At 39.6% G+C, this 23180-nt stretch carries 28 protein-coding genes; all 28 read left to right on the top strand.

Translation table 11 applies throughout. From position 1 onward, the window contains the following. Nucleotides 1-52 precede the first annotated feature (52 nt). The 28 genes from IYQ23_RS09535 to IYQ23_RS04195 all read left to right on the top strand — a co-directional run bounded on the left by IYQ23_RS09535 (nt 53) and on the right by IYQ23_RS04195 (nt 23176). Nucleotides 53-367: a hypothetical protein gene (locus IYQ23_RS09535; protein ID WP_229311931.1), complete on the top strand. Its 315-nt coding sequence runs from the start codon at nt 53-55 to the stop codon at nt 365-367. Next, nucleotides 364-612, top strand: a complete 249-nt coding sequence (locus IYQ23_RS04325; protein ID WP_195674197.1) for a hypothetical protein — start codon at nt 364-366, stop codon at nt 610-612. Before IYQ23_RS09535 ends, IYQ23_RS04325 begins: the two co-directional genes overlap by 4 nt. Before the next feature lie 67 nt (nt 613-679). After that, on the top strand, nt 680-1102 hold the full coding sequence (locus IYQ23_RS04320; RefSeq protein ID WP_195674196.1) for a DUF1492 domain-containing protein: 423 nt from the start codon (nt 680-682) through the stop codon (nt 1100-1102). Between the two features lie 113 nt (nt 1103-1215). Continuing rightward, a complete protein-coding gene (locus IYQ23_RS04315; protein ID WP_195674195.1) occupies nt 1216-1560 on the top strand; it encodes an HNH endonuclease in 345 nt (114 codons plus the stop codon). Between the two features lie 81 nt (nt 1561-1641). Beyond that, complete coding sequence (locus IYQ23_RS04310; RefSeq protein ID WP_195674194.1) at nt 1642-2913, top strand: phage portal protein; 1272 nt, start codon at nt 1642-1644, stop codon at nt 2911-2913. Continuing rightward, entirely contained in the window at nt 2906-4129 is a 1224-nt protein-coding gene (locus IYQ23_RS04305; RefSeq protein ID WP_195674193.1) for a polymorphic toxin type 50 domain-containing protein, read from the top strand. Before IYQ23_RS04310 ends, IYQ23_RS04305 begins: the two co-directional genes overlap by 8 nt. A 2-nt stretch (nt 4130-4131) precedes the next feature. Next, a complete protein-coding gene (locus tag IYQ23_RS04300; protein ID WP_049512345.1) occupies nt 4132-4320 on the top strand; it encodes a hypothetical protein in 189 nt (62 codons plus the stop codon). 54 nt (nt 4321-4374) lie between these two features. Beyond that, nucleotides 4375-4626, top strand: a complete 252-nt coding sequence (locus IYQ23_RS04295; RefSeq protein WP_195674192.1) for a DUF6275 family protein — start codon at nt 4375-4377, stop codon at nt 4624-4626. Between the two features lie 62 nt (nt 4627-4688). After that, nucleotides 4689-6107, top strand: a complete 1419-nt coding sequence (locus tag IYQ23_RS04290; protein ID WP_195674191.1) for a terminase — start codon at nt 4689-4691, stop codon at nt 6105-6107. Between the two features lie 79 nt (nt 6108-6186). Continuing rightward, on the top strand, nt 6187-6687 hold the full coding sequence (locus tag IYQ23_RS04285; RefSeq protein WP_195674190.1) for a capsid assembly scaffolding protein Gp46 family protein: 501 nt from the start codon (nt 6187-6189) through the stop codon (nt 6685-6687). A gap of 14 nt (nt 6688-6701) precedes the next feature. Continuing rightward, nucleotides 6702-7601 carry a phage major capsid protein gene (locus IYQ23_RS04280; RefSeq protein WP_192208596.1) on the top strand — a complete coding sequence of 300 codons (900 nt, stop codon included), beginning with the start codon at nt 6702-6704 and terminating at the stop codon, nt 7599-7601. A gap of 2 nt (nt 7602-7603) precedes the next feature. After that, entirely contained in the window at nt 7604-7828 is a 225-nt protein-coding gene (locus IYQ23_RS04275; RefSeq protein ID WP_229311930.1) for a HeH/LEM domain-containing protein, read from the top strand. 21 nt (nt 7829-7849) lie between these two features. Beyond that, complete coding sequence (locus IYQ23_RS04270; RefSeq protein ID WP_195674189.1) at nt 7850-8239, top strand: phage Gp19/Gp15/Gp42 family protein; 390 nt, start codon at nt 7850-7852, stop codon at nt 8237-8239. Then, nucleotides 8232-8570: a hypothetical protein gene (locus tag IYQ23_RS04265; protein ID WP_195674188.1), complete on the top strand. Its 339-nt coding sequence runs from the start codon at nt 8232-8234 to the stop codon at nt 8568-8570. Before IYQ23_RS04270 ends, IYQ23_RS04265 begins: the two co-directional genes overlap by 8 nt. Further along, nucleotides 8563-8799, top strand: coding sequence for a hypothetical protein (locus tag IYQ23_RS04260; protein WP_070811634.1), 237 nt, complete (start codon nt 8563-8565; stop codon nt 8797-8799). Before IYQ23_RS04265 ends, IYQ23_RS04260 begins: the two co-directional genes overlap by 8 nt. Next, complete coding sequence (locus tag IYQ23_RS04255) at nt 8800-9135, top strand: hypothetical protein (RefSeq protein WP_195674187.1); 336 nt, start codon at nt 8800-8802, stop codon at nt 9133-9135. A gap of 19 nt (nt 9136-9154) precedes the next feature. Continuing rightward, nucleotides 9155-9706 (top strand): phage tail protein, encoded by a 552-nt coding sequence (locus tag IYQ23_RS04250; protein ID WP_195674186.1) that lies wholly within the window; start codon nt 9155-9157, stop codon nt 9704-9706. Nucleotides 9707-9709: 3 nt separating this feature from the next. Then, on the top strand, nt 9710-9994 hold the full coding sequence (locus IYQ23_RS04245) for a hypothetical protein (protein WP_195674185.1): 285 nt from the start codon (nt 9710-9712) through the stop codon (nt 9992-9994). Next, nucleotides 9991-10365 carry a DUF5361 domain-containing protein gene (locus IYQ23_RS04240; protein ID WP_195674184.1) on the top strand — a complete coding sequence of 125 codons (375 nt, stop codon included), beginning with the start codon at nt 9991-9993 and terminating at the stop codon, nt 10363-10365. Before IYQ23_RS04245 ends, IYQ23_RS04240 begins: the two co-directional genes overlap by 4 nt. Continuing rightward, nucleotides 10365-13427 (top strand): phage tail protein, encoded by a 3063-nt coding sequence (locus tag IYQ23_RS04235; protein WP_195674183.1) that lies wholly within the window; start codon nt 10365-10367, stop codon nt 13425-13427. Before IYQ23_RS04240 ends, IYQ23_RS04235 begins: the two co-directional genes overlap by 1 nt. After that, nucleotides 13402-14940, top strand: coding sequence for a distal tail protein Dit (locus IYQ23_RS04230; protein ID WP_324253110.1), 1539 nt, complete (start codon nt 13402-13404; stop codon nt 14938-14940). The genes IYQ23_RS04235 and IYQ23_RS04230 overlap by 26 nt, the downstream gene beginning before the upstream one ends. After that, the gene (locus IYQ23_RS04225) at nt 14937-19001 is read left to right on the top strand and encodes a hypothetical protein (RefSeq protein WP_229311929.1); all 4065 of its coding nucleotides are present in this window, start codon (nt 14937-14939) and stop codon (nt 18999-19001) included. The genes IYQ23_RS04230 and IYQ23_RS04225 overlap by 4 nt, the downstream gene beginning before the upstream one ends. 19 nt (nt 19002-19020) lie before the next feature. Further along, nucleotides 19021-19272 carry a hypothetical protein gene (locus IYQ23_RS04220; RefSeq protein WP_195674181.1) on the top strand — a complete coding sequence of 84 codons (252 nt, stop codon included), beginning with the start codon at nt 19021-19023 and terminating at the stop codon, nt 19270-19272. A 12-nt stretch (nt 19273-19284) separates the two neighbouring features. After that, on the top strand, nt 19285-19686 hold the full coding sequence (locus tag IYQ23_RS04215) for a hypothetical protein (RefSeq protein ID WP_195674180.1): 402 nt from the start codon (nt 19285-19287) through the stop codon (nt 19684-19686). A gap of 1 nt (nt 19687) precedes the next feature. Then, on the top strand, nt 19688-20020 hold the full coding sequence (locus IYQ23_RS04210; RefSeq protein WP_195674179.1) for a phage holin: 333 nt from the start codon (nt 19688-19690) through the stop codon (nt 20018-20020). 1 nt (nt 20021) lies between these two features. Further along, the gene (locus tag IYQ23_RS04205; protein WP_195674178.1) at nt 20022-20762 is read left to right on the top strand and encodes a CHAP domain-containing protein; all 741 of its coding nucleotides are present in this window, start codon (nt 20022-20024) and stop codon (nt 20760-20762) included. A gap of 156 nt (nt 20763-20918) precedes the next feature. After that, the gene (locus IYQ23_RS04200) at nt 20919-22043 is read left to right on the top strand and encodes a Fic family protein (RefSeq protein WP_195674177.1); all 1125 of its coding nucleotides are present in this window, start codon (nt 20919-20921) and stop codon (nt 22041-22043) included. A gap of 890 nt (nt 22044-22933) precedes the next feature. Then, nucleotides 22934-23176 (top strand): DUF7720 family protein, encoded by a 243-nt coding sequence (locus IYQ23_RS04195; RefSeq protein WP_195674176.1) that lies wholly within the window; start codon nt 22934-22936, stop codon nt 23174-23176. Nucleotides 23177-23180: the final 4 nt, after the last annotated feature.

Here is a 23180-nt window from a genome sequence, read left to right as displayed (position 1 = left end):
GCAGTGTCACGCTATGATTTTATGCAAAAAATATGAATAAAAGGAATTTAAGATGAATAAAAGAGAATTGATTGGACAATATAGTGCTTTATTAAATGTCGGTGTTACTAAAATCGAAACTGAAATTGTTATTGATGATCTGAAACTATTAGATGACCCGCTTGAGAGCATGCAGAAGAAACAACGGTATGTAGTCACAGATGGCAAACATTTATATTTTCAAAAATTTCAAGAAGACGTGGAAATTGTCATACTTGCTGACGAAATGCCGGGGATTATGAATTATGTCAAGAAATTTGATACCAAGGAAGAAGCGCAGAAAGTTGCTGATGTACTTGGCTGGGAAGTAGAGGAAGTACAGGAATGAAACCTAAACGTAGACCTTATAGCGGGAAAATAAAGATTGTCAGAAAAGAAATGCCTAGATTTATAAAATTTGGCAGCATAGCTTTAAAACGTGAATTGATTAAACATATCTCAACCATTAAAGCTGTTGATTCAAGACGAACAATGATCTTCCTGAAAATACCAAGATTGTTTTCGTATGAGGAAAAAAACGTTACTCTTCCGATTGAATATAGTGAAGTCGTAGAAATTTTAAATCAGTATTAAAAAAAGTCAGCGCCTGGCTGACTCCTTGTAACAACTATACTTATATTATATCACAAAGGAGTTAAAAGTGAAGGCAAAGGCTATTTTAAAAGATTTGAGAAACCTAGATTTATACATTGCAAGCTTGATTAGACGTAGAGATAAAATCGAAGCCTCACTTTTATCTAGTACAAGATTCTCTGCAGATAAAGTGTCCGGAGGTATCAAGCGCAAGCAGGATGATATCTATGTTGAGTTGCTGACTGCTAAGGAAGAGCTTGAGCAGAATACAGCCGAAGCAATCAGAAAACAGAGAGAACTGCAGGGATTAATTGATTCCCTGGAGAATACGGATAGTCAAGCGATACTAAGCTTGGTCTACATCGATAAGATGACACGTTGGCAGGTTATGGATGAGTTGAATTGCAGTGAGAGTACCTATTTTCGATTGCTGCGCGTGGCTACTGGAGAACTTGATGCCGTGATAGTAAATGACAGTAAAAAACAGTAATGACAGTGATTGACAGCGCATGACAGTTTCAACGTGCTATTATAGTATTATCAAGAATTGAGGGTGAGGTGCTATTAAGTACCCTGCCCTTTTATTTTTAAAGAGGAGTTCTTATGGTAAATCTAAGAGCTGATAAGAGCGGACCGCATAGAGTTGCGTTTGAGAAGAATAAAAAGCGACTGCTGAAGTCAAGCACACACTGTGGAATCTGTGGTCAATTAGTTAACAAGAAGTTAAAGTATCCTGACCCGATGAGTCCTGTGATAGACCATATCATCCCGATAGCAAAAGGTGGTCATCCATCAGCTATAGAGAATCTACAGTTGGCGCATTGGCAATGCAATCGGCAGAAGTCAGATAAACTGTATGCAAACCAAACCGAAGCTAGCGTAGGGAAAACGATTGGAAATCGCAATCTTCCACAAACGCAAGACTGGTCGAAGTACAGAGGGGGGTAACCCCCTACCCTTGGAAGGCGCCGCCCTTCACGCCGTCACTGTACATTTTTTCTCGCGCCAAAATCGAAAGGAGAAACAAATTTGAGTTTAAGAGGTATGGGATATCTTAGAAAAAAGCTGGTTAATTATAAATCAAGAGTGGATATGAGATATAAGCAATATGCAATGAAGTATCATGATACATCTATCGGAATTACGATTCCTCCTGCTGTCCGTATGAATTATAGGGCTGTTCTTGGGTGGACCGCTAAAGGTGTTGATAGTCTTGCGGACAGATTGGTTTTTCGAGAGTTTACAAATGATGATTTTGAAGTGAATGAAATTTTTAGACAAAATAATCCTGATGTTTTCTTTGATAGCGTGGTTTTGTCAGCTTTGATTGGTTCTTGTTGTTTTGTTTATATTTCTAAGGGTGAAGAAGATACGCCTCGATTACAAGTTATTGAGGCAAGTAATGCGACTGGTATTTTAGATCCTATTACGGGATTGTTGACGGAAGGTTATGCGGTGTTACAGCGGGATGAATATGGCAATCCACTTCTTGAAGCATATTTCACGCCAGATATAACTTGGTATTATCCCAAAGAAGGAAAGCCTTATAGTATTCACAATCCTGCGGGTGTTCCTCTTTTAGTGCCGGTCATTCACCGACCGGATGCAGTAAGAACGTTTGGACGTAGTCGTATTACAAGGGCAGGTATGTATTATCAGAAATATGCCAAGAGAACACTTGAACGTGCAGATGTTACGGCTGAGTTTTATTCGTATCCTCAAAAATATGTTTTAGGATTAAGTCAAGATGCTGAACCAATGGATAACTGGAAAGCCACTATCACAAGCATGTTGACATTTACTAAAGATGATGATGGTGAAAAACCAGTTGTAGGACAGTTTACGACTTCAAGCATGACACCATTTACGGAACAACTCAGAACGGCAGCTGCTGGATTTGCTGGTGAAATGGGATTGACACTGGATGACCTTGGTTTTGTGTCCGATAATCCGTCGTCTGTTGAAGCTATTAAGGCCAGTCATGAAAATCTTCGGTTAGCTGGTCGTAAGGCGCAGCGCAGTCTTGGTTCTGGTTTGTTGAATGTAGCTTATGTGGCTGTTTGTTTGAGAGATGAGTTTCTTTATTTACGTAGTGAGTTTGTAAATACGATTGTTAAATGGGAGCCACTATTTGAAGCGGATGCAAATACTTTAACTTTGATTGGAGATGGTGCTATTAAATTAAACCAAGCAATTCCTGGTTATATTGACGGTGAAACAATTCGGGATTTGACGGGGATCAAAGGAACCGATAATATCGCTCCTGCTCTTTTACAAGAGAAAGAGGAAATAGATGAGTAAGGATGTTCTTCCGGAATTGCTCCAAGCTGTGCAGAGTGACTTTGAAAGCTCTTATGGTAAGAACGAGGTAGTAAGAAAAGCTTTTGAGGCTTTGAAGGCTAAAAAAGCGACCTACTTAACGGTCAATGATTTCGCGATTGAAATCGGGGAAATTCTTTCTAAGGCTCTAAAAAGCTCTGTAAGCGCCGATAAACTACCAAACGGTAAAATGTATTACAATATTGCAAAAAGGCTCTTAGAGGAGACGCTAGGACGAAATTATGAGCTTGTGAGTCAATATGCTAGTGATGTTCAAGGACAATTGAACAAAAAAGCAAATATCCATCTTAAAACTCAAGTACCTGGACTAAATCAAGATAGGATTGATGGTATTGTCAATCGGATTTCATCTGAACAAGCTTTTGACGATGTTCAATGGATTCTGCAAGAGCCGATTGTTAATTTTACGCAGTCTATTGTAGACGACTTTATTGAGAAAAATGCGGAATTTCATCGTAGTGTAGGGTTGGAACCGACTATTGAGCGCCGCTCTACTGGGCACTGTTGCGACTGGTGCCAGTCTTTGGTAGGGTTCTATCTGTATGGGAAGGAACCTGCTAATTTTTACCGTCGTCATCAACGTTGTCGTTGTACAATTGACTACGATCCAAAAAACGGAAAGAAACAAAATTCTTGGTCAAAGAAATGGCATCGGTCTCCGAGATCTAAACGTGAAGATTTGAAACAACAGAGACTAGATGTCAAGGATAATTTTAGGGCTGATGATAAACGTGAATTCAAACGTGTCAAAGCTGCTCTTGGTCGTGAAAATGGTCCAATTTCATTAGCGAAATTTCAGGAAATGAAGTATAATGATAGTGAAAAATATGAGCATTTGATGGACAAGGTATTCATCAAAGAGAAGTTTCAGTCTGGTGTGTGGTTGGACAAGGTTAATCCTGAAAAGCAGGCAAGGCATGTTCAGTCAACTGTGCTGAAAGGTAAGAGCTATTTCTATGATGATGTTGACGTTCAAGCTTTGTATGATAAATACAAGATGTCTGGGCGTTTGAGAAAAAATCGAGATGGTTCACGAACTTTCAAGGAAAATATCGATTTACCTGCTGGACGACATTTAGGAATTGATATTTATACTGGGAAAGAAATTAATGGTATGACAATTCATTACAGTAAGACGGGCGTTCACATTGTCCCAATCTATTACAAGGAGAAATAATCATGAATTTATTGCAATACAATAATCAAAGGGTACTTTTAGTGGATATAGATGGAAAATCTTGGTCTGGCATGGCTCATTACTGTGATGCAGATACTAATGAAACTGAAGAGGATGTTTTAACTGTCAAGGTTGGTTCTGATTACATTGAATTTCTTGAGTCTGATATCCAGTCGGTAAAAATCAATTAACAAGGCACTTAATTTTATTAGGTGCTTTTCTTATGCTTAAAGAAAGGAGAAGCTATGTTAGAAAAAGCAAAACAATTGGCATCACAAGAATTTTCACGTTTGTCAGATCGTGAAATTAAAGCAGAGGAATGCTTTGTTGTCTGGTTTAGTAAAACCTTGCAAAATTGGAAAGCCCTTGTAAGCACTAATGCGATCTCGTCAAGCGATAAGTGTGGTGATTATGCAGAAGTTACCCACAATGGCGATAAGGAAGAAACTTATGTAGATGTGTACGCTAAAGTTTCCAATCGCGTTATCAAAGATTAGGAGGTGATCCAATATCTCCCAGCGATAGGGTTATCATGCAATGACGATTGAAAGGAAAGGTTATGGCTAGGACTAAGAAAAAGCTTGGCAATCAGAATCCTACCCAATCGGTAATTATTCCATATACTAAGAAGAAATCATTAGCTAAAGAGGCTATTGAGATTTATGAGCGAACCGGACTTTCTAGCTATCCGTGGCAACAAAATTTATTACAGTCTATTATGGCTGTTGATAAGAATGGGCTGTGGGTACATCAGAAGTTCGGTTATTCTATTCCTCGACGGAATGGTAAGAGTGAAATTCTTTATATTCTTGAATTGTGGGGACTTGAACGTGGGTTGAACATGCTTCATACTGCCCATAGAATTAGTACGTCTCATTCTTCATTTGAAAAAGTGAAGCGATATTTGGAAAAAATGGGTTATGTGGACGGCGAGGATTTTAATTCTATTCGTGCTAAAGGTCAGGAACGTATTGAACTTTATAAAACTGGTGGAGTCGTCCAATTCCGTACTAGGACGTCAAATGGCGGTCTTGGTGAAGGTTTTGACTTGCTTATCATTGATGAAGCGCAGGAGTATACAACGGAACAAGAATCAGCACTTAAGTACACGGTGACTGATAGTGATAATCCGATGACTATCATGTGTGGTACTCCTCCGACACCAGTTTCAAGCGGTACGGTATTTACGAAATATCGCGATGCTTGTCTGTTTGGGAAAGGGAAATACTCTGGCTGGGCTGAATGGTCCGTGGATGAAGAAAAAGAGATTGATGACGTTGATGCTTGGTACAATTCCAATCCCTCAATGGGTTTCCACTTAAATGAGAGGAAAATTGAAGCTGAACTTGGTGAGGATAAACTGGATCACAACGTTCAGCGGTTGGGATTCTGGCCAACATATAATCAAAAATCTGCTATTTCTGAAACGGAATGGAATGCACTCAAAGTTGATAAAATGCCGAAGCTATCAGGACGTTTATTTATTGGTATTAAGTACGGTCAAGATGGTACGAATGTATCTATGAGTATTGCTGTACGGACTACAGATAAACGAATTTTTATTGAGACAATAGATTGTCAATCTGTAAGAAATGGTAATCATTGGTTAGTTGCTTTTCTGAAAAAAGCGGATGTGGCACAAATTGTAGTTGATGGCGCCAGTGGACAAAAAGTTTTAGATGATGAGTTGAAAGATTATAAGATTAAGAATGTAATCTTACCAACTGTCAGAGAAATCATCACTGCTAACTCTCTGTGGGAACAAGGGATTTATCAGAATACTATCTGTCACAATGGGCAACCATCACTTAGTAGAGTTGCGACAAATTGCGATAAGCGAAACATTGGTTCAAATGGTGGTTTTGGCTATCGGTCTCATTTTAATGATATGGATATTAGTCTTATGGATAGTGCTTTGCTTGCGCACTGGGCTTGTGCGACTACTAAGCCTAAGAAAAAGCAAAAAATTAGTTATTAAGAGAGCTGCTGTAGAGCGGCTTTTTTAGTGCTCAAAAATTACCGAACTGCCGGGAAAGCAGGAGAAAGGAGACAGTGATATGTCTGAATTTAAAACAATTGAAACACAAGATGAGTTAGACCGTATTATCGGTGAGCGTTTGGCACGCCAAAAAGAGAAGTACGGTGATTATGATGAGCTTAAGCAAAAAGCTGCAGATTATGAAAAACTTGAAACTCGTGTGACGGAATTGGAAACAGAAAACGGTGCGTTAAAATCAGCTGCTGAAACAAGTAAGGCTAGCGCTGCAGATTACGACAAGCAAATTGAAGGCTTGAAGAAGCAAGTAGCTGGTTATAAGACGGCAAGCTTACGAACTCGCATTGCTTTGAAAAATGGCTTGCCAATTGACCTTGCTGATCGATTGGTTGGTGATAATGAGGAAGCAATCAAAGCAGATGCAGAGCGTCTAGCAGGCTTTATGGAACGAACTGAACCAATAGCACCGATGAAATCAAATGAACCTACTCTTCCAACAGATGAAGATGATAAGCGAGCAATTTATCGTGATATGGTTCAGAACTTAACTATTGAAAACTGAAAGGAAAATAAAATATGGCAACAGAATTATCAAAGGGAACATTATTTGATCCGCAACTAGTAACTGAAGTAATTAGCAAAGTAAAAGGACACTCGTCGCTTGCAAAATTATCACCACAAAAACCAATTCCGTTTAATGGTCAAAAAGAATTTACGTTTGATTTTGATTCAGATATTGATATTGTGGCTGAAAACGGAAAGAAAACTCATGGTGGTGTTTCTCTTGAACCAGTCACAATCGTACCTTTGAAAGTTGAATACGGTTCTCGTGTGTCTGATGAATTTTTGTACGCTTCAGAAGAAGCGAAAATTGATATGCTTAGTGACTTTGTAGACGGATTTGCTAAAAAATTAGCTCGTGGTCTTGACATCATGGCTTTCCATGGTATTAACCCACGCACAAAACAAGAATCATCTATTATTGGAAATAACTGTTTTGATAAAAAAGTTACTCAAACAGTTGAATTTACTGCTGCTGACCCTGATGCAAATATGGAGGATGCTGTTGGTTTAATTGACGGAGCAGAACGTGATATTACAGGGGCAGTACTAGACCCAATTTTCACAACAGCACTTTCTAAAGTTAAAAATGCACAAGGTGGTAAATTGTATCCAGATTTGGCTTGGGGTAGTGTGCCAGACACTATTAACGGTTTGAAAGTTGATAAAAACCGGACGACTTCTTATAGTCAAACCGATCCTAAAAATACGGCTATCGTTGGTGATTTTGAAACGATGTTTAAGTGGGGTTATGCTAAACAAGTTCCAATGGAAATCATTCAATATGGTGATCCAGACAACAGTGGACGTGACCTCAAAGGATACAACCAAGTATACATCCGTTGTGAAGCATATATTGGTTGGAGCATCATGGATGCTGCGAGCTTTGCTCGTATTATTAAAACTGGAGGGTAATTATGGAGTACATCAATAAAAAAACAGGTGCCGTTATTGAAACAAACGGCACTATTTCCGGTGGAGATTGGGTGCCAAGTAATGAATATAATCCAGTTGAAAACTTAACTAATGCTGCTCTTATGCAGATTTTAGATGAAAACGGCGTTGAATACAACAAGAAGGCTAAAAAGGCAGAATTGGTAGAATTGGTTGAGAAGCTTAGCACTTCTGAAGTTACTAAATAACTTTTTGAAAGGTGGTGCACGGTGGAAGACTTTGCAACAGTAGATGAGCTGCAGAAATTGTGGCGCAATTTAAAGCCTGATGAACAGGAGCGAGCCAAAGCACTGTTGAAAATTGTCTCTGCTTCTCTGAGAGTGGAAGCCAGAAAGGTTGATAAAGATTTGGATAAGCTGGTTGAAGCGGATTCAGATTATGCCAACGTTGTGAAATCTGTAACGGTTGACGTAGTCGCTCGAACTTTGATGACGGCTACAGACCAAGAGCCAATGACTCAAATTTCTGAGAGTGCTCTAGGCTATTCTTGGAGTGGGTCTTATTTGGTTCCTGGAGGTGGTCTATTTATCAAAGATAGCGAATTGAGGCGACTGGGGTTAAAAAAACAAAGATATGGGGTGATAAATTTCTATGAGTAACATAAAAGGTATCACTATCATTTTGATTGATAAGGTAAAAACGAGTACCGATCCATTCGGTGCTCCTGTTTTTGAAAATAAAGAAATTAAAGTAGAAAATGTCTTAGTTAGTCCTACACAATCAGAGGATATTGTTAATCAACTGAACTTAACCGGAAAAAAAGCTGTTTATACTCTTGGAATTCCAAAAGATGATATACACGAGTGGGAAGACAAAGAGGTTCACTTTTTTGGTAAAAAGTGGCGTGTATTTGGTCCTATCATTGAGGGAATCGAGGAGTTGATTCCGCTTGAGTGGAATAAGAAAGTGATGGTAGAACATTATGAGTAATATAAAATTTAAGCTTAATCGTGCAGGAGTGGCAGAGTTGATGAAATCATCTGCTATGCAGACAGTTTTGACAAAACATGCAAGCAATATCAAGAATCGCTGCGGTGATGGCTACGAGCAGGACATTCATATTGGACGCAATCGTGCAAATGCAATGGTGAGTGCTAAAACTCGCAAAGCTAAGAAAGATAATCTCAAAAACAATACACTTTTAAAGGCGGTGCGTTAAATGATTGAAGTTATCATCAAGAAATACTTTGACGGTCATTTAACTGTGCCGTCTTTTTTTGAACATCAGGCGAAAATGACTGATAAATATGTCGTGATAGAAAAGACGGGTAGTAGCAAGAGAAATCAGTTGAAGTCGTCAACTTTTGCTTTTCAGAGTTACGCTAAGTCTATGCACGATGCTGCGCTATTAAACGAAGAAGTCAAAGATGTTGTTGAAGGCTTGATAGAGCTAGATGATATTAGTGGTGTCTCGTTAAATAGCGATTATAACTATACTGATACCGAAACGAAATCTTACCGGTATCAAGCAGTATTTGATATTAACCATTATTAAAATCGAAAAGGAGAATAAGATGTCAAATTCATCACATGTAACAACCGCAAAACCTAAAGTCGGTGGGGCAATTTACTCTGCGCCATTAGGTACTGAACTTCCAACAGATGCAACTACAGCTCTTAATACAGCGTTTAAATCATTGGGTTACATCTCAGAGGACGGACTTACTAACACGAATAGCCCAGAATCGGAAGACATTAAGGCGTGGGGCGGCGATGTGGTCAACTCTTCTCAAACTGAGAAAAAGGATACATTTGGTTTCACACTAATCGAAGCGCTAAACTTGGCAGTGCTTAAAGAAATTTATGGAGACACTAACGTAACGGGAGAACTAGCGACAGGTATCACTGTTAAAGCAAATTCTACTGAATTAAAAGAACATTGTCTTGTTGTGGAGGTTATCCTTAAAGGTGGTGTACTCAAACGGATTGTTATTCCACAAGGAAAAGTAACCGAAATCGGAGAAGTAGCCTATAAAGACGGTGAAACGGTAGGTTATGAGACAACTGTTACTGCGTTTCCTGATAAAGAAGGGAACACGCACTATGAATATATTAAAGGAGCTTAATAGATGTCAAAATCAATTAAAGGTACGACTACATCAGGTTTTTCGTTTGAAATTTCAAGTGAACGTTTAAGCAACTATGAACTAGTAGAAGCAATCGCAGAAGTGGATACGAATCCTCTTATGTTGCCTAAATTGCTAAAACTTTTACTAGGCGATCAAGCAGATGCTTTGAAAGAGCATGTGCGTGATGAAAAAGGTCTTGTGCCAATGGACAAAATGGGAGAAGCTATTAAAGAAATCTTTGAAGCTCAAAACAAGGTAAAAAAATTGCCCTCCTCGCCAAAATGATACAAGCAGATGAAGACGCATTGATTTGCGACCTTGCTGAGGTGTATAACATATACGATTATAGACGGTTGCCTGCTTATCAGGTGGCTGTTTTTTCTTATGGCCTCAGAGAAGATTCTCGTATTAAGTTAGTGATGTCTGGACAAAGAGTGTCATTTGATACTCTTCTACAAGCCAGCATTGTAGACAGGCTCTCTTTGCTTACATGGTTTAAAACGAAAGATGGGCAAAAAGGGAACAATAGACCTGTTTCTATTACAGAGAAATTAACCGCAGTAGAAAAAGAAAGCAATGAAATGGTCTTTATTTCTGGCGAGGAATTTGAAAAAGCGAGAGCAAAAATTTTAGACAAGACTGGAGGTGAGAACTAGTGGCAACAGAATTAGGACAAGCTTATGTGCAGATTATGCCATCTGCTAAAGGTATCAGTGGAGCGATTCAAAACGCTATTTCACCGGAAGCTAGTGCAGCAGGTAAAAGCGCTGGGTCAACCCTTGGATCTACTCTTGTAAAGGCCGTAACGGGTGTTATTGCCGCAGCTGGCATCGGTAAGGCTTTTACTTCCGCCTTATCAGAAGGGGCAGCTCTTCAACAATCGCTTGGAGGAATCGAAACTCTCTTCAAGGGTTCGGCTGATAAGGTCAAAGCCTATGCAAATGAGGCTTATCGCACTACCGGACTGTCCGCTAATGCTTACATGGAAAATGTAACTGGCTTCTCTGCTAGTCTCTTGCAGTCTTTGGGTGGAGATACCGAAAAAGCTGCAGATGTGGCTAATATGGCCATGGTTGATATGTCTGATAATGCCAACAAAATGGGTACATCTATGGATCGTATTCAAGATGCCTATCAAGGATTTGCTAAGCAAAACTATACCATGTTAGACAATCTCAAGTTGGGGTATGGTGGTACGAAAACCGAGATGGAGCGGCTGCTTGCAGACGCTGAAAAATTGACGGGTGTCAAATATGACATCAACAACTTATCCGATGTTTATCAAGCTATTCATGCTATCCAAGGGAAGCTAGATATTACGGGGACGACTGCTAAAGAGGCAGCATCTACTTTCAGTGGATCATTTGCCGCCATGAAAGCTGCTGCTCAAAATGTTATGGGTAAATTATCCTTAGGCGAAAGCATCGGCCCCTCTCTAAGAGCTTTGTATGACACAACAAAGGTCTTCTTTTTTAACAACTTTATCCCGATGATTGGAAATATCCTAAAAGGAATACCTCAAATTATTGGTTTTGCTTTAGAAGAAGCTTTAGGAGCGATTTTTGGAGATAGTATAGCTCAAGCGGTGATGGAAGAAGTTTATGACTTAGCTGTGAAAATAGGTGGAGTTTTTAGTACGTTTTACGACATGATTTTTGGGTCAATGGGGAAAAAGAAAAATATTGACTTTTTAAAAATGATTGGCTTTGATGAAACGACAGCGACACAAATTGTCAATATTGCTGAGAACATCCGTGTAACCTTTGAAAATATCGGAGCGACTGTCGGTAATATAACTGGTATTGTCGGAAGTTTTGTCGGAGATTTATTAGGTATTGCTGGTAGCGAAAAAAGCGTAAATAGTGTTGGTGCAGCGTTTGAATCTGTAACAGGATTTATTCGTGCAGCATCGGAAAAAATTAAAGAATTTACTAGCTTTTTAAAAAATAGCCCTGTGGCTTTAGATGCACTAAAAGCCGCAGTCGTTGGAATAACAACGGCTTTGACAGCTTACAAGGTTGTTACTAGCGTTATTAAAGGAATTGAAGCAGCAAGAAATGGTATTTTAGCAATACAAAATGCTTATACACTTGTTCAATTTGTACGCACAGGAGCATTAACTTCAGCAACAGCTGCGAATGCCGCAGCAACCATGGGAGCTAGTGGAGCTTTTAAAATATTTAATGCTGTCTTATCCGCAAATCCAATTGGACTTGTGGTAACAGCTATTGCAGCGCTTGTAGCTGGATTAGTTTGGTTCTTCACTCAAACTAAAACTGGACGCAAAATTTGGGCAGCTTTTGTTGAGTGGATAAAGCAAGCTTGGCAAGGAATTGCTGACTTTTTTGTTGGTCTTTGGTCTGGTATTACGCAAGGAGCCAGTAACGTATGGAACGGTGTAACGGCTATTTGGAACGCTGCTGTTGAAACTATCAAGAATACTTGGAATGGCATTGTTGACTTCTTTACAAATTTGTGGAATGGTATTCAAACTGCTGCAATCACAGCATGGACAGTTGTCACACAAACAATCATGGCAATCGTCCAGCCTTTCGTTGACGGCTTTATGAATATTTGGAATGGTATGAAAGACGGCCTTACTCAAATGTGGGAAGGTGTAAAAATGGTCTTTCAAGGTGCTTGGGAATTTATCAAGTCAATTGTTCTGGGTGCAGTCTTAGTGATCATTGATTTAGTGACTGGAAACTTTACTCAATTACAAGCAGATTTAGGGCTTATATGGGACGGTATTAAAAATGCTGTTAGTCTTGTTTGGGAAGGTATTAAAACCTATTTTATAGGCGTAGTAACTGCCATTATTGGCTATGGTATAGCTATGTTTGAAAACTTGTCAAATGCTCTGTCTGCTATTTGGGAATTTATCAAGAGTGCAACTTCTTCTGCTTGGACGTGGATTAAAACTACGGTTACAAACTTAATCAACAGTTTAGTCCAGGGAGCACAAAACACATGGAATAATTTCATGAACTTCTTATCTAGCCTGTGGAATACAATTACATCTACAGCAGTTGGAGCTTGGAATGGTTTAAAAGCGTCTATCCAAGGTATCATCAATGGGATTGTCCAAGGTGCACAAAATGCTTGGAATAGCATGGTTCAAAGTGTCTCTAACTTGGTTTCTCAAGTAACGGGTATTTTTAACGGATTGCGAAATATCAATCTGTGGGATGCTGGTAGAGCTATTTTAGACGGCTTTCTCGGCGGTTTAAAATCGGCTTGGCAAGGTGTAACGGATTTTGTTGGCGGAATAGCTGGTTGGATTCGTGACCACAAAGGACCTATTGAGTATGATAAACGTCTCTTGATTCCAGCTGGTAAAGCTATCATGAATGGTTTGAACGAAGGACTTAAAAATCAATTCAAGAGTGTTCAATCGACGGTCAGTGGCATGGCTGGTGATATTTATGATAGCTTTGGAACAGTAACATTTGATACTAACTTTTCTGACATTGATAAGGCAAGCGCTCAACTAACTTTATCAAATAATCGACTGGATTCTCAATTAAATACAGATTCTAGTCAAGATTATGATTACAAAGACGTAATGGATATTCTAGCTAAATTGGCTAATCGACCTACTGTAGTATCGGTTCAAGCCGACAAGCAAGAAATTGCTAAAATCTACGCTGAACCAGTTGCAGAAGAACAGGCAAAACGACAAGCAATTCTAAATGCTGTCGATGGATTGGGGTGGTAAATTGGTAAAAGTAACTTTTAATGGTGTAGAGCTAACAAAATGGATTACTGTTTTGGACGGCTTTACGCTTCTTGACGGCGCAGACTATGAACCGATATTCCGAGATTACGAAACAATAGACGGTTCTGAATATGTTTACTCTCGCAAGAAAAGCAAAAAGATTCCTGTACCTTTTTATGTCAAGTACGAGTCTATGGACAACCACGATGACCTGCAGAAAGTTCTCAACGTAAATGAACCTAAAGAATTGACATTTAGTATTACACCTGATCGTGTATTTTATGCCATTCCAACAGGCAACTTAGACTTTAAAGAAATCAAATTAAATGGCAAAGGTACTATTACTTTTGTTATTTCGGACGGTCTAGCCCATGCTAAGAATCCGAAGTATTTTGAGTTTAAAAAGAACGCGCAAGGTGTGCTAGAAGCTGAAATTGATAATCAGGGTAGCGCAGAAATACCAGTCAACTACCGAATCAAGCTCAAACATGAATCGGGTTATGTTGGCATTGTCAGCCAATATGGAGCTATGCAATTCGGAAAGATTGAAGAAACGGATCTGGTAGAAGAAAAGAAAAATGTCCTCTTGGCCGCAAACGGCAAAGGGGACTTTAACAACTGGACAGACGGCTCTATTTTTCACGAAAATCAAAATAAGAGGGTGGTTACAAAAATGTCTGCTGATTCCAACTTAGGTGGCCGTTTGGGAGTTTTACCAGCTAACTTTACAAATACGGTCAATGGGGCGTATTTTGGAGCGGTTAAAGAATTGGAATTATCTGATCAGGCGAAAGACTGGTACATCTGGGCTCGTGCTTGGTTTGAGACTGGCTATGTTAGTCAGACGGGGGCATGGTGTTTGTCAGTCGTAGATAGTGATAATCACTTTATCGCTGGAATGGCGATTGAAAAAAGTGAGCGGGCACGAAATAAGGCACTCGTTCTTTTTCTCATGGGTGATGGTGCTGGCGGTAGTCGGGTTGTCAAATCTATCGAGTTCTCGCCGACCCTTTGGGTAAAGGATAACCCATATAGCTTAGAGGGTAAAGACCAAAACCGAAACATGTTTGACTTACGCAAACAAGGGGATAAAGTCACCTACTTTTGGTATGGCGGATATCATTCTTTTATCGAATCAAGAATCAAGGATAAGCAAGCTGCTAAGGTGCAGTTTTTTGTCGGTCAATATAAAGGTGGCAACTCAACTATCAATCAGTTAGTTACGCACCATTATTTGAATGACTTCTCCTTTTACAAATTGAACGTGCCGTTTTGGCGCGATGTCCCCAATCGTTATCCAACGGGGGCAGAACTGTTTATTGACGCAACAGGAGAAGTAAACCCAGAAGAAAAGGGGCGCTTGTATGTCAATAACTTGTTAGCGCCTGATGACGAAATATTGGGAACGGACTACTTTAAAGTGCCACCCGGCAAAACAAAAGTACAGTTGCTTGTGTCGAGCTTTGCGGAAGTAGAAAGTGCACAAGCAGAAATTGAGGAGGCATGGATTTGAGTAAAAGAAATGTACGGATTGCCATTCGTGATACAACCGACAGCCATAATGTCGGTTTTTTTGATAATAAGAGTGGTATCAAATATAACTCCGCCAATCTAACGCAGTTTTTAAAAGGCGCTTGTAGTGTCCTTGTGCTGACTTATCACTCAAAGAAAATGGTTGCTCAAAGCGGACAAAAGCTAGCTTTTCGGTTTAAGGACAAGGATTTTTGGCTGAACATTAACAGCGTCAAAAAGACGGGCTATAAGATTGAGCTAACGGCTTATTCATTGAGCTTGGAAGCCAACAAAGAAAAGCGTGGCCCGCATAAGCCAGCCAACGCAATGACCATTAAGCAGTACATCGATTATTACGATCCTGAACACTCATTCGAGATTGGAATCAACGAAGTAGCTGATAAGTCAATCAAGTTAGAATGGAGCGGGACAGACACGATTCTAGCTCGGCTCTATTCGGTTGCTAATAGCTTTGGCGCAGAGCTGGAATTTGTCACAGAGCTAAACAATGACTACTCGCTGAAACGTCATGTGGTTAATATTTACCGCGAGGGAAATCTTGGAAAAGACAAGACGGGTATGCCAGTTCGTGTGGGTGAAAAGCTGAAAGTCATCAATTACTCGGACAACATGGATGACTTTTATACCGGGATTCGTCGTACTGGTAAAGACGGTCTGACGATTGCTGGGCTAAATAAAAAAATCTATGACGACAAAGGGAACTTACTCTTTTACAGTAGCGGTGATACACTCTACGCACCGCAGGCAAGAGATAAATACCCGTCTATCGCTCGAAAGACGAATGACGGGTATATCGTCAACGAAGATAGCGAGACTGAACACGCAAGCAAAGAAGCGCTGTTTGGTTATATGCTGTCTGAACTCAAAAAGCACTGTGAGTTGAAAGTGGATTACGAAGTGGAAGGTGCGGTTGACGGTAACATCGGTGACAGAAAGACACTGATTGACGGACGGCACTTTGACCCTCCGCTTTACGTACAAGCACGCATTAGCGAACAGACAGAAGCTCTACTAGAGACAAGCGATGTCAAGACCACCTTATCAAACTACGTTCGCAAGTCGAGCCAGATTGCCAATGAGTTATTGCAACGAGTTGAGCAGTTGACGCTTGAAGCAACGCCCTACACGATTAAATTGGCGACCAATAACGGGATTGTTTTTAAGAACAATCAAGGACAATCAACAATCTATCCGAGCTTAAAGAGAGGGCAGAAGCCGGTTGAGTGTACGTGGAAATGGTTAGTTGATAATCAAGGATTTGGCACGTCTCCAACTTTTGAGGTTAAGGCGACTGGCATGTCCAGCAAATTAGTGTTGACCGCTATTGCTTTAGTTGATAATAAGGAGGTTGCTAGAGAGCAAGTTACTTTTACCAACGTCAATGATGGTGCGAAAGGTTCTGACGGAAAATCTATCACGGTCGCTAAAGCTGAAAAGCAAGCGGACGGGGTTAAGGTGACATTCTCTGACGAAAAGAGCATTGTTGTACCGAAGGGCGACAAAGGCGATAAAGGTGACCCGGCAGACCCAGCTCCTCTCAATGCTCTAGAACAAGAGATGAAACAGACCAAGCAAGGGTTAAACGATGTTAAGGCAGACCTGCTCAAAGAAAAGGCGGAAAGCTCCGCTAATATTGAGCAGGTAAAAAAAGAAGTCGGTGCTATCAGCTCCCAACAAACCGCTTACGAGAAATCCAATGAACAAAACCTCGCTCGGATAACCCAGCAAATGGGCGACAAAGCCAGCAAAACAGAGGTCAAACAGACTGCAGACGGGATTCGAGAGGAGATAAGCCAAATTAGTGTTGGCGGGCGTAATTTGTTGAGAGGTTCGAAAGGAGAGTTTAAACCCGACAATAAGCCAACGGACTTTGATAATCAAACCTTGTATGTGCAATCAACCTCCATTGATTTGGTCAAAGGAGAGCAATATCTAATATCTGCTAAAACTGATGGAGCCTTTAGTAATAACCATAGTAATACAGAAAGCGATAATGTTGTCCTCTGGTTGATGGATAAAACTGTTACAAATTATCAAATTGTGTCCGATAGCAATACAGGGACGACAGGAACAGTCTTTACTTGGAATAAACCGACAGGTACTTATCATTTGCGAGTGAATACTTATCATAAAGACGCTCGAAAAAAAGTTTGGGAAGTCAAAGTCGAGCAAGGCACTATAAAGACTGATTGGAGCCCAGCGCCAGAAGATATTGACGAACAAATCACTGTCGCTAAGACCGCGTTTGAAAGAACTGCAGAAGGTCTGAAAACAGATATGGTAGCCGTCAAGTCCTATGTGGCGAATGACGGTAAGCGCAAGGAGGAGCTAGAAAAATATAGCAGAGAAGAGACAGCTAAGCAGATTGCAGCGGAACGAATTAAAACAGCTGAAAAATACGTGGGCAAAAGCCAGTATACCGAAGACGTTAAAGGCGTAAATCGACGTTTTGAGGAGTTGCGGACAGGAACTAGTAACTTACTCTTAAATACAGAGTTTAAGACGCTTGCAGACGTTAATAATATAAATGGTGCTACGTTAAAACTCAATCAAAATGACTATAACAGTCATAACTCAATTGAGGTCACTGTGACTGGTCAAAACAAAGACGTATGGAAGGGTATTACCTTAAATGCGCTAACGCTTGCATTTAAGAAAGGCGACACAATCGCTGTCAGAATGCCAATTTACATTTTTTCTGACGTTTCTATAAATGCAGGCTTAATGCTTGTATTAAAAAACCACTCTAGAAATATAGTTTATGTTTTTAAAGACTTGGGAGACTTACCTCGAAACAAATGGCACATCGTTGAATTTCTGCACACATTTGACAATGACGCCAATTTTGAAGGCGCGGATTTTTTTTATTTATATACAACGCAAAACGGACACTACAAGATAGCAGAGCCATTGCTCACATTATCAAATATAATCCCGTCAAGCTGGGCGCCAGCAGTCGAGGATAGCAAGAATTATACCGACACCAAGCTCGCCGAGTACAAGCAAGGCGTGGACGGACAACTTGCGGCAGTTAAGCAAGAGGTTGGCAGTAAAGTCTCACAGACTACGTTTGACCAACGAGCAAACCAAATCACGCAGTCAGTACAAGAGTTAAGCAATAACACCGTCAAGAAGAACCAACTCAAAATTGACGAGAATGGCTTGGTTTCAAGTTCTGAAAAAACAGTCAACGGTCAGGTGCTAGCCAGCATGATTTCTCAGAATCCCGAATGGGTGGAAATCATTGCTAAATTACTTAGAATTAAAGCCGACATGATTGTCAATGGTGCAATCACAGCTGACAAGCTGAATGTTAAAGAGTTGAGTGCTTTAGCTTCTAATTTGGGTAAGGTTAAAGCTGGTGAAATTATCAACGAATACCGAACTGCTGGAACTTATGGAGAGATTAAGATTGGTGAGAATATCAAAATCACTAATCATAATACTGCAGGAGCTCGCTCGCACATCCCAAAAGAAGAAATCATGATGCTCCCAAACGGCTTCCTGATGAACGCTTATGATGCAGCAGACCGATTGACTTATACAATGCGTATTTCTCCTGAAGTGATAGAATTTCAAAAGATTAACAACACCCAAGCACAAGGTGGAACAGGTTCGTGGAGTTTGGGTTATTCCAACTCTTACTCATTACTCAGTATTGATACCGTCTTACAAAAGACGAGGTTACAAGCAACTTCTAGCTTGATGTGGGGAATTGGTGCGACATTTGTTCGCATTGGCAATCTTGTGACAATTTCTGTGACGCGGGTTATCAAGAACATTGCAGATGTAGCCGAAAATGCACGAGCGCGAGAAAGAATTCCTGATGGTTTCAAGCCAATCTCGCAAGTACACTTGACGTTAACTGGTAATTTTAATACGACAATTGATGCAACTTGTATTGTGCACTTAGAACCTGACGGGACGATTAACTACACTAATAACAGGTCAGGCAACCGTGTCTGGACAGGAACGGTTACATATACGACTGTTGACGACTTCCCGATTGTCGGAAATGTACCAAATGGAAAATTGATTTAAAAATAAAAGGAGAATAATCATGACATTAGAAATCACTAAAACAATTAAGTTGGTAGGAAATATCAAAATTGACAATACTGTCGTTAAGACAATCACAGCAGACATTGATAGTCAAGGTGTCTCTACCATCAATGAATGGATTGGCAATACAGAATTGTATGCAAGTAATCGTCGCGAAATGCGCAAGCAAGAAGCTGAGTTTCAAAATAAAATCTACGAAGTAGAGGACGCTATTATTCAAGAGTTAGAATCTGGAAAAAAAGAGAAATAGGAGCGATAGAATGTGGATTTACTAGCATTTGTAGATAAGTTGACACCAGTTTTAGTCGTCATTATTCCCAGCTATTTTAGTTTCCGTGGAACTCAAAATAGCAAAGAAACAGATAAAAAGATACAAGTTTTATCTGAGGAAATCGGCGACTTAAAAGAAGCAGTGGTCGGTGTGCAGAATATCGGAGACAAAAACAACCAAGATTTGAGTCTCATTCAAAAGGGACTTCAACGTCTGCAGCGTTTTCGATTGCAGGAAAATTTAAAAAAAGCACTAAGACGGGGCTGGACAACCCAGCACGAGCTTGAAGAGCTCACCCGTCTTTTTGAGAGTTACGTTGAGCTTGGCGGCAATGGAGCTATCAAGATACTATTCGAGAAATTCTCAGATTTGGAAATTAGAGAGGAAAAATAATATGCAACAAATTCAAGAAATCATAGTCGGCGGATCACTGAGCATCTGTACAATTTTAGCAGGAATCATTGTTCATGCAGTTAAAAGTTGGCTTGTTACAAAAGGCGGGACAAATGCGGTTAAAATCGTTGAAATTTTAGCTAAAAACGCAGTTAATGCGGTTGAGCAAATCAACAAAGAGACAGGTCTTAAAGGCGAGGACAAGTTAAACCAAGCTAAAAAGTATATCGTGCAAGAACTCGAAAAATACAATGTTTATATGTCTGATAAAGATTTAGACTTATTTGTAGAAGCAGCAGTTAAGCAAATGAATGATAATTGGAAAGGAAAATAATATGGCAACAACACAAGATGTTTTAAACTTTGCAATAAATTTGGCTAATCAAGGTATTGGTGTTGACCAAGACGGATCATTTGGCACACAATGCGTAGATTTACCTAACGCCATCTCTAGTCAGATTTTTGGTAAAACTCTTTGGGGCAATGCCATTGACCTCTTAAACAGTGCCGCATCTCTTGGCTATGAAGTGGAATATAATGAGGTAGGCAATGTCAATAGCAAGCCACGAGCAAGTGCCGTATTTGTTATGGACACAACTTATATTTACGGTCATGAGTATGGTCATACTGGAGTTGTCATTGAAGATAGTGACGGTTACACCATGCGGACGATTGAACAAAATATCGATGGAAACGCCGACAGCCTATATATTGGCGGGCCTGCTCGATATAACACCCGTAATTTTGATGGTGTCGTGGGTTGGTTCTACTTCCCAACGGATGACACAGGCTATCAACCTACTCCATCAACTCCTAGCGGAGATGGTTCAATCCACGAAGAGACTGGGACATTTACTGTCGAAGTGTCAGCACTCAATGTACGCGCAAGTGCTGGATTGTCCGCTGAAATCGTGGCAGTTTACACGGCAGGACAAGAAATCAATTATGATGGCTGGTGTGACAAAGACGGCTATATTTGGGTCACATACATCGGCGGCTCTGGCAATCGTCGCTATGTCGCTGTTGGGCAATCAGAGAATGGGGAACGTGTGACGGGTTTTGGTCTTTTTAGGTAATAAACAACCATTTTTGTGAGATTATTAAAATAGCAGACAGTATCTTCACTAAGAGTGAGGATACTTTTTTATTTTTTAGTATATTTTTTTGTTGTTTTTTAAAATATAAAAGTTTATAATATAAAATGAATAAAAAAATATATTAAGGATGAAGAGATGGTTCTACGAGGAATAAAAAAATTACCTGTTTTGTTGGATGATAGGCAAGCATTAATGCTTTATAAAAGGTTAGCTAATGTCAATAGAGTATTAGGGAAGCTTGATGCGGTATTAGAATCTTCCATCGTTAATACTTCTATTTTAAGTTTGTTATCTTATAATGAATCTGTACAGTCGACTCGGATTGAAGGGACGCAAGTTACTTTTCATGAAATTATGGAAAATGTCAAAAATGGTGCGAAAAATTGGCAGCAAAAAGAAGTACTAAATTATAAGCAAGCAATTGATTTGGGAGTTGATAAACTAAAAAAAGGAGAAGTAATCTCGACACGTTTCCTGAAGGAGTTACATAAAATTTTGATGTCGGACGAAGCTAGGGGGACTACTTCTAATGGGGGTGAATTTAGAAAAATTCAAAACTTTATTGGCCCTGATAAGAACATAGAAAACGCCTCTTATATCCCGATTGAGGCGAATAAAATTGGAGATTATATGACTAATCTTGAATTTTTTATCAACGGAGAATTTCATTCTAGCCTAGCAATTGATGATAGTAAGGAATTCATTACATATAATAGCGATACCTTGCTCCGTATTGCAGTTGCGCATGCTCAGTTTGAATCCATTCATCCTTTTTTGGATGGCAACGGTCGTTTGGGACGTATTTTAATTGCTTTGATGTCTGTTCAAGAAGGATTGTTGAACTATCCGATTTTTTTTGTGAGTGAGGAATTGGAAAAAGAGAGGATTCGATATTATAATGCATTGAATGCGACTAGAGGTGATGAACCTGATTGGCTTCCGTGGCTTACCCTTTTCTTGAATGCTAGTGAACAGATGGCGAAAAACATTTTAAAAAAAATATACAATGCAGATGAGCACGCTAGAAAAGGTTTGGCTATTTGTCAAACAGAAACACAAAAGAAGATCTGGTTGAGCACTTTCCATTCTCCGATTGCGACAGCTTCTCATTTATCTGAGATGACTGGATATCATTCTGCCACAGTTAAGAAAGCACTAGATTTTTTAGTAAGTAAGTCTTTGCTAGATAAAGACAATACTGTAAAAAGAAATATCCCTTATTACAATTATGATTTGATTCGCGTCATTCAAAATAATTGATTTTTCCCCACTAGCATAGCTGGTGGGGCTTTTTTGCTTGATTTTCGCTTGAAAGTATTTTGTTGACATCAACAAAATTGATAGTATCAAGGGTTTGGACGGTGGACTTGCGCTTGATTTTCATTTTTAAATCATATAATAGTATCTTTTTTCTTGTGTTTTTAATCTTTATGTCGTATAATAGTATTACATGAGTTTCAACCAATCTTTTAAATAACTTGGTGAAGATAGGTTGACACCTTGCCAAGGTTGCATGCGTGAATCTCGTCTCGTTTGATATGGGATACTGTATCAGGATAAGAGATCATCAATTAGGTGACTGAGAGATGTTGCGATATGAGAGAGTAGCAAGAGTGCATGCAACGTGGAGATTATACGTACCTAGACCAACATCAAACGGTGGCGGCGATAATAGACGCTCTCAGTGAGAGAATAATCTAGCGAGGCCTTGCGTAGCAGCAAGAACTGACCTAGAATAGCTAAAATAAGCCGTTATGCGCTACAGTAGGCTATCAGCTTATGATGACACTAAAGATGTGTACAAGTAGCCCAAATGCGCAGATAAAATCAGACCAATATGCTAAATTGATTATCTGAATGTCGGGTGAAAGTTGGAGGTAACCAGTCCTGCCTAGCCATCAAAACGCTAAAGAAGTTAGTGGGTAGCTCCTGCTGGCTCAGACTTTAGTCGGCTATCGGTTAATAAGTTGCGTATGTTTGAAGCAGAGCGAAGGTTCGTTTAGAAGATTGATTGAAATTCATGATTGCTCGGATAAAACCGAGCTTTTTATTTTATTTAAAGCTTAAAAATCTCCTCAAAAGTTTATTACATATAATTATTTTTTCATTTCTTATCAGCAATTACGAATAGAAAAGGTGGAGGTAAAAAAATGAAAATTTTAAAAATTGAATTAGTACAAGTTGAACATACAGAACTGGGTTTTGAGCATTGGGTGGATGTCACTTATCAAGCTCCGATTTTAAGGGATAGTTACACAGTCAAATTGCTGCTTTTAATGGACCTTGAAATCAAAGACAAAGAGGTAGTTGATTATCTGGTAACAGAATTTAGATACCGTGATTTGGTTAGGCACTCGGTGTTAATGTATGATATAGAAAACCAAGAATTTTAGTGTC

The sequence above is a fragment of the Streptococcus sp. HF-100 genome (assembly GCF_015594635.1).
In the GTDB taxonomy this organism is placed as follows: domain Bacteria; phylum Bacillota; class Bacilli; order Lactobacillales; family Streptococcaceae; genus Streptococcus; species Streptococcus vaginalis.
The sequence above is the reverse complement of the archived record's forward strand: the minus strand, read 5'-3'. Positions and strand labels throughout refer to the sequence as shown.